The sequence below is a fragment of the Desulfobaculum sp. genome, assembly GCF_054921475.1.
In genome coordinates, this window is sequence record NZ_JBUDSW010000197.1 from 1 (window position 1) to 7,073 (window position 7,073).

Annotated in this window: 6 protein-coding genes; all 6 read left to right on the forward strand. The window is 66.8% G+C overall.

Annotation, left to right across the window (positions count from 1 at the left end; translation table 11 throughout):
* Positions 1 to 1,216, forward strand: a 1,216-nt coding sequence (locus ACY69P_RS12285) for a hypothetical protein (protein ID WP_462327677.1), incomplete at its 5' end; no start/stop codon positions are given.
* A 95-nt stretch (positions 1,217 to 1,311) separates the two neighbouring features.
* Positions 1,312 to 2,532, forward strand: a complete 1,221-nt coding sequence (locus tag ACY69P_RS12290) for a protoporphyrinogen/coproporphyrinogen oxidase (protein ID WP_462327678.1) — start codon at positions 1,312 to 1,314, stop codon at positions 2,530 to 2,532.
* Complete coding sequence (locus tag ACY69P_RS12295) at positions 2,523 to 3,272, forward strand: glycosyltransferase (protein ID WP_462327679.1); 750 nt, start codon at positions 2,523 to 2,525, stop codon at positions 3,270 to 3,272. Before ACY69P_RS12290 ends, ACY69P_RS12295 begins: the two co-directional genes overlap by 10 nt.
* A complete protein-coding gene (locus tag ACY69P_RS12300) occupies positions 3,269 to 4,315 on the forward strand; it encodes an SGNH/GDSL hydrolase family protein (RefSeq protein ID WP_462327680.1) in 1,047 nt (348 codons plus the stop codon). The genes ACY69P_RS12295 and ACY69P_RS12300 overlap by 4 nt, the downstream gene beginning before the upstream one ends.
* A 1-nt stretch (position 4,316) precedes the next feature.
* The gene (gene asnB / locus ACY69P_RS12305; RefSeq protein ID WP_462327681.1) at positions 4,317 to 6,185 is read left to right on the forward strand and encodes an asparagine synthase (glutamine-hydrolyzing); all 1,869 of its coding nucleotides are present in this window, start codon (positions 4,317 to 4,319) and stop codon (positions 6,183 to 6,185) included.
* The coding region (locus tag ACY69P_RS12310) for a glycosyltransferase family 2 protein (protein WP_462327682.1) at positions 6,182 to 7,073 on the forward strand (892 nt) is incomplete at its 3' end. The genes asnB and ACY69P_RS12310, both read left to right, overlap by 4 nt.

A 7,073-nucleotide genomic window follows, 5' to 3' on the forward strand; every position in this document is an offset into this window, starting at 1 on the left:
CTCCGCCGGGAGCATTGGGTCCGGCATGTCGCGCCCGGGTGTGGCTACCATGTGGGCCATGGGCGCACTGCTGCCCCTTGTGCTCTTTGCGCGGCGGCGCGGATGGCCCATGGCGCGGCGGTTGTGGGGGCTGGCCCTAGCCGCCGGAGTGGTGGGCATGGTTTACGGGTTTTGGCAGTTTTTGCCGCAGGCCCGCGTGCAGGCGCTGTTCAATATGCCGCGCTATTCCGTACCGCTGTTTGAGGGGGCGGATATCGGCATCCCCAGCTTGCAGACCTTTTATATCAAAAAGCGCCCCGGCCGCGAGGCGCGGCACATGAACCGCCTGCAAAAGGTGCGGATGCTTTTGGACGCCGTCCTGCGTCGCGGCGAAACGTATTTTGATATGACCAATCACAACGCGCAGTACTTCTACTTTAAGAAGCGTGTCCCCGTGAACATCCCCGCCGTGTACAACATGCCGCATCCCGGCCAGCAGCGCCGCGCCGTGGCGCGGCTGAGCGCGGACCCGCCGCCCCTTGTCCTTGCCTACGCCGACAACCAAAACCACAACGGTGGCACCGCCGCCCTGCGCGCCCATCTTGTCTACCGTTACGTCATGGAAAACTACGTGCCCTGTGAGTGGTACGGGCTGGTCTTTTTGCTGCGGCCCGATGTGATGGACCGCGCCACAGCCTTGCCCGGCGGCGTGACCGTGGCGCGCATGGTGGACGAGACGGCCCTGTCGCTGTGGAACCGGGCGTTTTACCAGCGCGATGTGGAGCGCTTGCCAGCGTCGTGGGGGCAGTCCGAGGCGACCCTTGTGGACCAGATGCGGCCCGTGACGGCCTGCGCTGTGAAGCCGGACCCGGCTGTCCCCGTTACCGGCGGCTGGTTGCGCCCCAAGGACGGACAATCCGCTGTGACCGTCGTCCCCGGCGGGGACGACGCAAACGGGCGCGGGGCCGGGCTGCTTGTGCTGCGTCTGCGGTACAACGTTCCCGGCGCGGTGGGGCGCGTTGAGGCCCGGTGGGGGGACGGACCCGGCCACAGCATGACATTTTCTGGCGGTAGCGGGACGTATATTGTTCCTCTGGATGCCGCCCCATCGTGGTTGATGTCGCCGCAGGTTTCGCCGGTGACGCTTCACTTTTCGGGCATGAAGCCCAAGTGGGCGGTGCGCGTGGACGAGGCGGCGCTCATGCAGCGCGCCGGGGCCCCGGACCCGAAAAGATGACGCCCCGCCTTGGCGCAGTGGTGCGGAGCGTGTATTGTGGCATGAATCTCTGAAATGTTTCAAAGAACCGCCATCGCATGGCAGGGAGCGCGCCCGTGAAGCATGTCCGGTTTGCCATCCTCGGTGCGGGGCCGTCAGGCCTTGCTTTTGCCCATGGGCTCCTGCGCCGTGGCGAGGACTCCTTCATCGTCCTTGAGGCCGAGGAGGAGGCCGGCGGGCTGTGCCGCAGCAGGCAGGTGGATGGCGCGCCCTGCGACATTGGCGGCGGGCACTTCCTTGATGTGCGCGACCCTGCCGTGCTGGATCTGCTCTTTTCCTTTATGCCCCAAAGCGAGTGGGCGCGGCACGAGCGCCGCTCCACCATCCGCTACAGGGGCGCGGAGATGGATTATCCCTTTGAGGCGAACCTCTGGCAGCTGCCGCTGGAAGAGCAGGTGGCGTTTTTGGTCTCCATTGCCGAGGCAGGATGCACCACGGGAGCGCCGCGGCCCACAGGGTTCGAGGAATGGATTGTGTGGAAGCTGGGCCGGCGCATCGCTGACGAATACATGTTGCCCTACAACCGCAAACTGTGGGGCGAAGACCTGTCGCGCCTTGGCACCTACTGGCTGGAGAAGCTCCCGGACGTCTCCCTGCGCGACAGCATCGAGAGCTGCCTTGCGCGGCGGCCAGCGGGGAAGGTTCCGGCGCATGCCGCGTTCTATTATCCGCGCGCGGCGGGCTACGGCGAGGTGTGGCGGCGCATGGCCGAGGCGCTGGGGGACCGGCTTCTCACCGCGACCCCCGTGCGCGCTGTGGAGCCGGACACCCTGACGGTGAACGGCCAGTGGCGCGCGGAGCGTATCGTTACCACCATCCCGTGGCCGCAGTGGCGGGAGTTTCCGGGGGTGCCGGATGCCGTGGCGGGGGACATGGCGGCCCTGCGGCATGTGGGCGTGCGTGTGACTCCTGTGGCGGCGCGGCCACAGACGCGGGCGCACTGGGTGTATGTGCCGGACGAGAATGTGGCGCATCACCGCGAACTGTGGCGGCAGAATTTCCTGCCCGGCTCGCGCGGCGGCTGGACCGAGACGGCCCTGCACCGCGCGCCGCAGGGCGAAGGCTTTGCGCATGAGTACGCGTATCCGCTCAATACCGCCCGCAAGCCGGAGCGCATGCGGCGCATCCTTGGCTGGGCCGAGGGGATGGGCATTACCGGCCTTGGCCGCTGGGGCGAGTGGGAGCATGTGAATTCCGATGTGGCGGTGGCCCGCGCCCTTGCCATGGCGGACCGGATGACCGCGCGGGACTGCGGCGGGGAGCGTGCATGCGGCTGACGCTGTGCATACTGTGCTGGAACGAGGTGGACGGATGCCGTCATGACATTCCGCGCCTGCCCATGGACGCCTTTGACGAGGTGTTTGCTTTGGACGGCGGCAGTGACGACGGCACGGTGGAATACCTGCGGGAGCAAGGCGTGGACGTGCGCCCCCAGCGCCGCAAGGGCTACAATGCGGCGTATTTTGAGGCCGTAGAGCAGTGTACGGGCGACGCCATCGTGTTCTTTCACCCCAAGGGCAGCATTGACCCCGCCTGCGTGTTGCGCTTTCGCGAAGCGTTCGACGCCGGGGCGCAGTTGGTGGTGGCCAGCCGCAACGCTCCCGGCGGGCGCAACGAGGAGGACGACACCTTCTTCCGCCCGCGCAAATGGTTTGTGCAGGGGCTGGCCCTTGCCGCCGCGCTGGTATGGAAGCGCGAAGGCGCGCGCATTGGCGATGTGCTGCACGGCGTGCGTGGCATTACCACCGCCGCCTTCTGGCGTATGGGGCTGGAGCGCAGCGGCGTGAGCATTGATCTGGAAATGGTGGTGCGCGCCTACCGCATGCGCCTGCCGCGCGCGGAATTCCCCGTGCGCGAGGGCGGGCGGCTGGCCGGGACAACGCACTTTAAGGCGCTGCCCACGGGGTGGCGCATTCTCTGCTTTTTTGCGCGCGAATTGCGGCGCCGCGGCGCGCGGCGGCCATGGACTGCGGAGTCGGTCATCCCTGCACAGGCCCACAAGGAGGACGCATCATGAGTGGTGGTTTCCGGCGGTGGCGTATCGCCCTTGCGCTTGTTGCGGTGTCGGTACTGTTTGCCGTGGGGCTGGTGGAGGCGACCTTGCGCATTGCCGGGTGGTCCTTTGAGCCGTACCTGACGCAGGTGCAGTTTGGCTGGCCGCACCCCAAGGCCATCCGCGAGGCCTACACCATTGACGACGACCTGTTTTGGGTGACCAAGGACTACGCGGACTCCTTCCAACAGGCGCGCGAGAATCCGCCGCGCATCGTGTTCGTTGGCGATTCCTGCACGCAGATTGGTTCCTACGACACACAGTTTGCGGAGTTGGTGGAGGCGGACAGCCCCGGCAAGAGCGTGCCGTTCCTCAACGCCGGTGTGGCCGGGTGGTCGTCCTATCAGGGCCGGGTGCAGGTGGCGCGCGACGTGTTGCCGCTTCGGCCAAAGGTGGTGACCATCTACTTTGGCTGGAACGACCACTGGGCCAGCTTTGGTGTGGAGGACAAGGACATCTCGTCCGTGCTGTTGCCCATGGGCCTCAGCCACCTGCGGGTGGTGCAGCTTATGAACAAGCTGTGGGCGACGAACCTCGTCAAGCCCGGTGTCATTACCCTCGGCAAAAACCGCGTCACCGAGGCGGACTACCGCGCCAACCTTGAGGCCATGGTGGATATGTGCCGCGCCGGCGGGGCCTCGCCCGTTTTGCTGACCGCTCCCACATCCCATGAGCGCGGCAAGGAACCGGAGTACCTCAAGCGGCGCTGGCTGCACGACCTTGCGGACCTCATCCCCACCCACCGCCGCTACAACGCCATTGTGCGCGAGGTAGCGCAGGAGCGCGGCGCGGCGCTGTGCGACCTGGAACGCATCTTTGACGCCCTGCCGCGCAAAGTGGTGCGCGAAACCTATTTCCGTAAGGATGGCATCCATCTGCACCCGCCGGGGGACGCCGTCATCGCTGCGGCGCTGTACGACACCCTCCAGCGGAGCGAGCTGATGAGCGCGGTCCTTGCCCCCAAGGACAAGACGACCTCCGTCGCCGCTACGGATGGGGGCGCGTAGCATGTGCGGTATCCTTGGCATGGTGGAGCCGTCCGCCTTTGGTGTGGACGCGGGAACCTTTACCACAATGCTGGACGCCATCGCCCACCGGGGGCCGGACCAGTCCGGCGTGTGGGAGGGTGAGGGGGTGCTCCTTGGGCACCGGCGGCTCTCCATCATCGACCTGACCGAGAATGGCCGCCAGCCCATGCACGATGCCACCCGCCGGGTTGTGGTGGTCTTTAACGGCGAAATCTACAACCACCGCGTACTGCGGGCCGAACTCACCGCCCGCGGCTATAGCTTCATCGGCCACTCGGACACGGAGGTCATCCCCGCCGCGTATCTGGAGTGGGGCGACACGTTTGTGGAGCGCCTGAGCGGCATGTTTGCCTTTGCCCTGTGGGACCGCTCGCGGCGGCGGCTCATCCTCGCGCGCGACCGCTTTGGCGAGAAGCCCCTTTACTGGCGGCGCGAGGGCGGGGCGCTGGCCTTTACGTCCGAAATGAAGGCCATGCGCGGTGCGGTGCCCCTTGGTGAGGATGTGGACGCGCTGTCGACGTACTTTGTGCTGGGCTACATCCCTGCGCCGCAGTGCGCCTTTGCCGGATGGTCCAAGCTGTGCCCCGGGGAGATGCTGGTCTTTGACGCGGCCACCCAGCGCGAGGAGCGCAGGCGGTATTGGAGCCTTGACGGCGCAGTGGGCTCGCTGAACGGCGTCACCTACGCGCAGGCCGTGGACGGCGTGGACCGCGCCCTCACCCGCGCAGTGGCCGAGAGGCTGGAGGCGGACGTGCCCCTCGGGGTGTTCCTGAGCGGCGGCATTGATTCCAGCCTGGTGGCCGCCCTTGCCGCGCGCGAGCATCCGCGCATCAGAACCTTTTCCGTGGTGCACGACGACCCGTCCTTTGACGAGAGCCGCTACTCGCGCATGGCGGCGGAGCACCTTGGCACGGACCATACCTATCTGCCCATGCAGGAGGGGCACGCGCGCGAGGTGGCCGGGGATATTGGCGCGCTGCTGGATGAACCTTTTGCGGATATGTCGCTGGTGCCCACGTATTTGCTGTCGCGCCTCACGCGCGGGCATGTGACGGTGGCCCTTGGCGGCGACGGCGCGGATGAATTGTTTTACGGCTATCCCACCCACCTTGCCCACGCCCTTGCCGGGGCTGTGGACTGGCTGCCGCGCATGGTGTTTTCCGGTGTGCGGCGGGGCGTGGATTTGCTGCCCACCTCCTACAAGGACTTCAGCCTTGATTTTCGGCTGCGGCGGTTCACGGCGGGGCTTGGCCTGCCGGTGCTGGAGCGGCACTTTGAGTGGCAGGCCCATGTGATGGCGGGCGAGCGCGAAAGGCTGTTTGCCCATGGCGCGCTGGCCGCGCCGCGCTTCCCGCGCGAGGCCGAGGCCGGATTCCTGCCGGGGGCGGAGACGAGCCGCCGCGTGGAGCGCGCGGACCTTGAATGGTATCTGCCCGGCGACATTATGCACAAGGTGGACCTTGCCAGCATGGCCAACGCCCTTGAGGTGCGCGCGCCGTATCTCGATCATGATTTTGCGCGCTATGTTCACGCCCTGCCCGTGCGCTACAAGTGGGGCTGGCGGCGGACCAAGAGCGTGCTGCGCACGGTGGCGGAGCGGTATTTGCCGCGCGAGATTGTGCACCGCTCCAAGCAGGGCTTTGGCTTTCCCCTAGGGCGCTGGCTGCGGCGCGAGCTTGCCGGAACCATGCGCGAAGCGCTGGCCGAAAGCGAGCTTGCCGCGTGTGGGCACTTTACCCCCGGCTACGTGACGCGCCGCATTGAGGAGCACGTGGACGGCCGCCGGGACAACAGAAAGCTGCTGTGGGCCATGCTGGTCTACATGCAGTGGAGGAGGGCGTATCTGTGAGCGCGCATCCCGTGGTGTCCTTCGTCATTCCCACCTACAACTGCGCGGCGGTGCTGCGGGAGTGCCTGACGTCCATTGCGGCGCAGGACTATCCGCCACAGGCCGTGGAGGTGCTCATCCTTGACGGCGGCTCCACGGACGGCACGCGCGAGGTGGCGCAGGAGTACGGCGCTACGGTGCTGGAGAATCCGCACGTCATCCATCCCAAGGGCCGCCCCATTGGTTTTGCCGCCGCACGTGGGGAATTGGTGTGCTGCCTCGACAGCGACAACGTTCTTGTGGGCGCGGACTGGCTGACGCGCATGACCGCGCCCTTTGCCGACCCGGACATCTGCGCCAGCGAGCCGCTCAACTATCTGGCGCGTGAGGGGGACAGCGTGCCCACGCGCTACTGCGCCGCCATTGGCGGGGATGACCCTGTGGCGCTGTACCTTGGCTATTACGACAGATTTTCCGCCGTCACCGGCGACTGGACGGGAGCGCCACGCACCGAGGAGGACAGGGGAGACTACATTAAAGCGGTGCTGACGGACCCGGACCGCATTCCGCCCCTTGGGGCCAACGGCTTCATTGTGCGACGGGCGGACCTGATGCGTGTGCCGCATGCGCCGTTTTTGCATGTGGATGTGGTGCACCAGTTGGTCAAGAGCGGACGCAGGGCGTTCGCCAAGGTTCGGGCCGGGGTGGTGCACATCCACGCCGGTGACGCGGAAGCCTTTGTGCGCAAGAAGAAGCGGCGCGTTATGCGCCGGGTGGACCGCGATGTGCGGGCGTTTTACTCCTACCGCTTTACCCTGCGGGACTGGGCGCGGCTGTTTCTGCGGGCGGGGCTGGTGCTGCCCCTGTGGCGCGATGCGCGCCGCGTGCGGCAGGTGGACCCGGGGCGGG

Excerpts from the sequence above, each read along its gene's own strand:
- ACY69P_RS12295 (WP_462327679.1), top strand. The coding sequence starts at position 2,523 with ATGCGGCTGACGCTGTGCATACTGTGCTGGAACGAGGTGGACGGATGC.
- ACY69P_RS12300 (WP_462327680.1), top strand. The coding sequence starts at position 3,269 with ATGAGTGGTGGTTTCCGGCGGTGGCGTATCGCCCTTGCGCTTGTTGCG.
- asnB (WP_462327681.1), top strand. The coding sequence starts at position 4,317 with ATGTGCGGTATCCTTGGCATGGTGGAGCCGTCCGCCTTTGGTGTGGAC.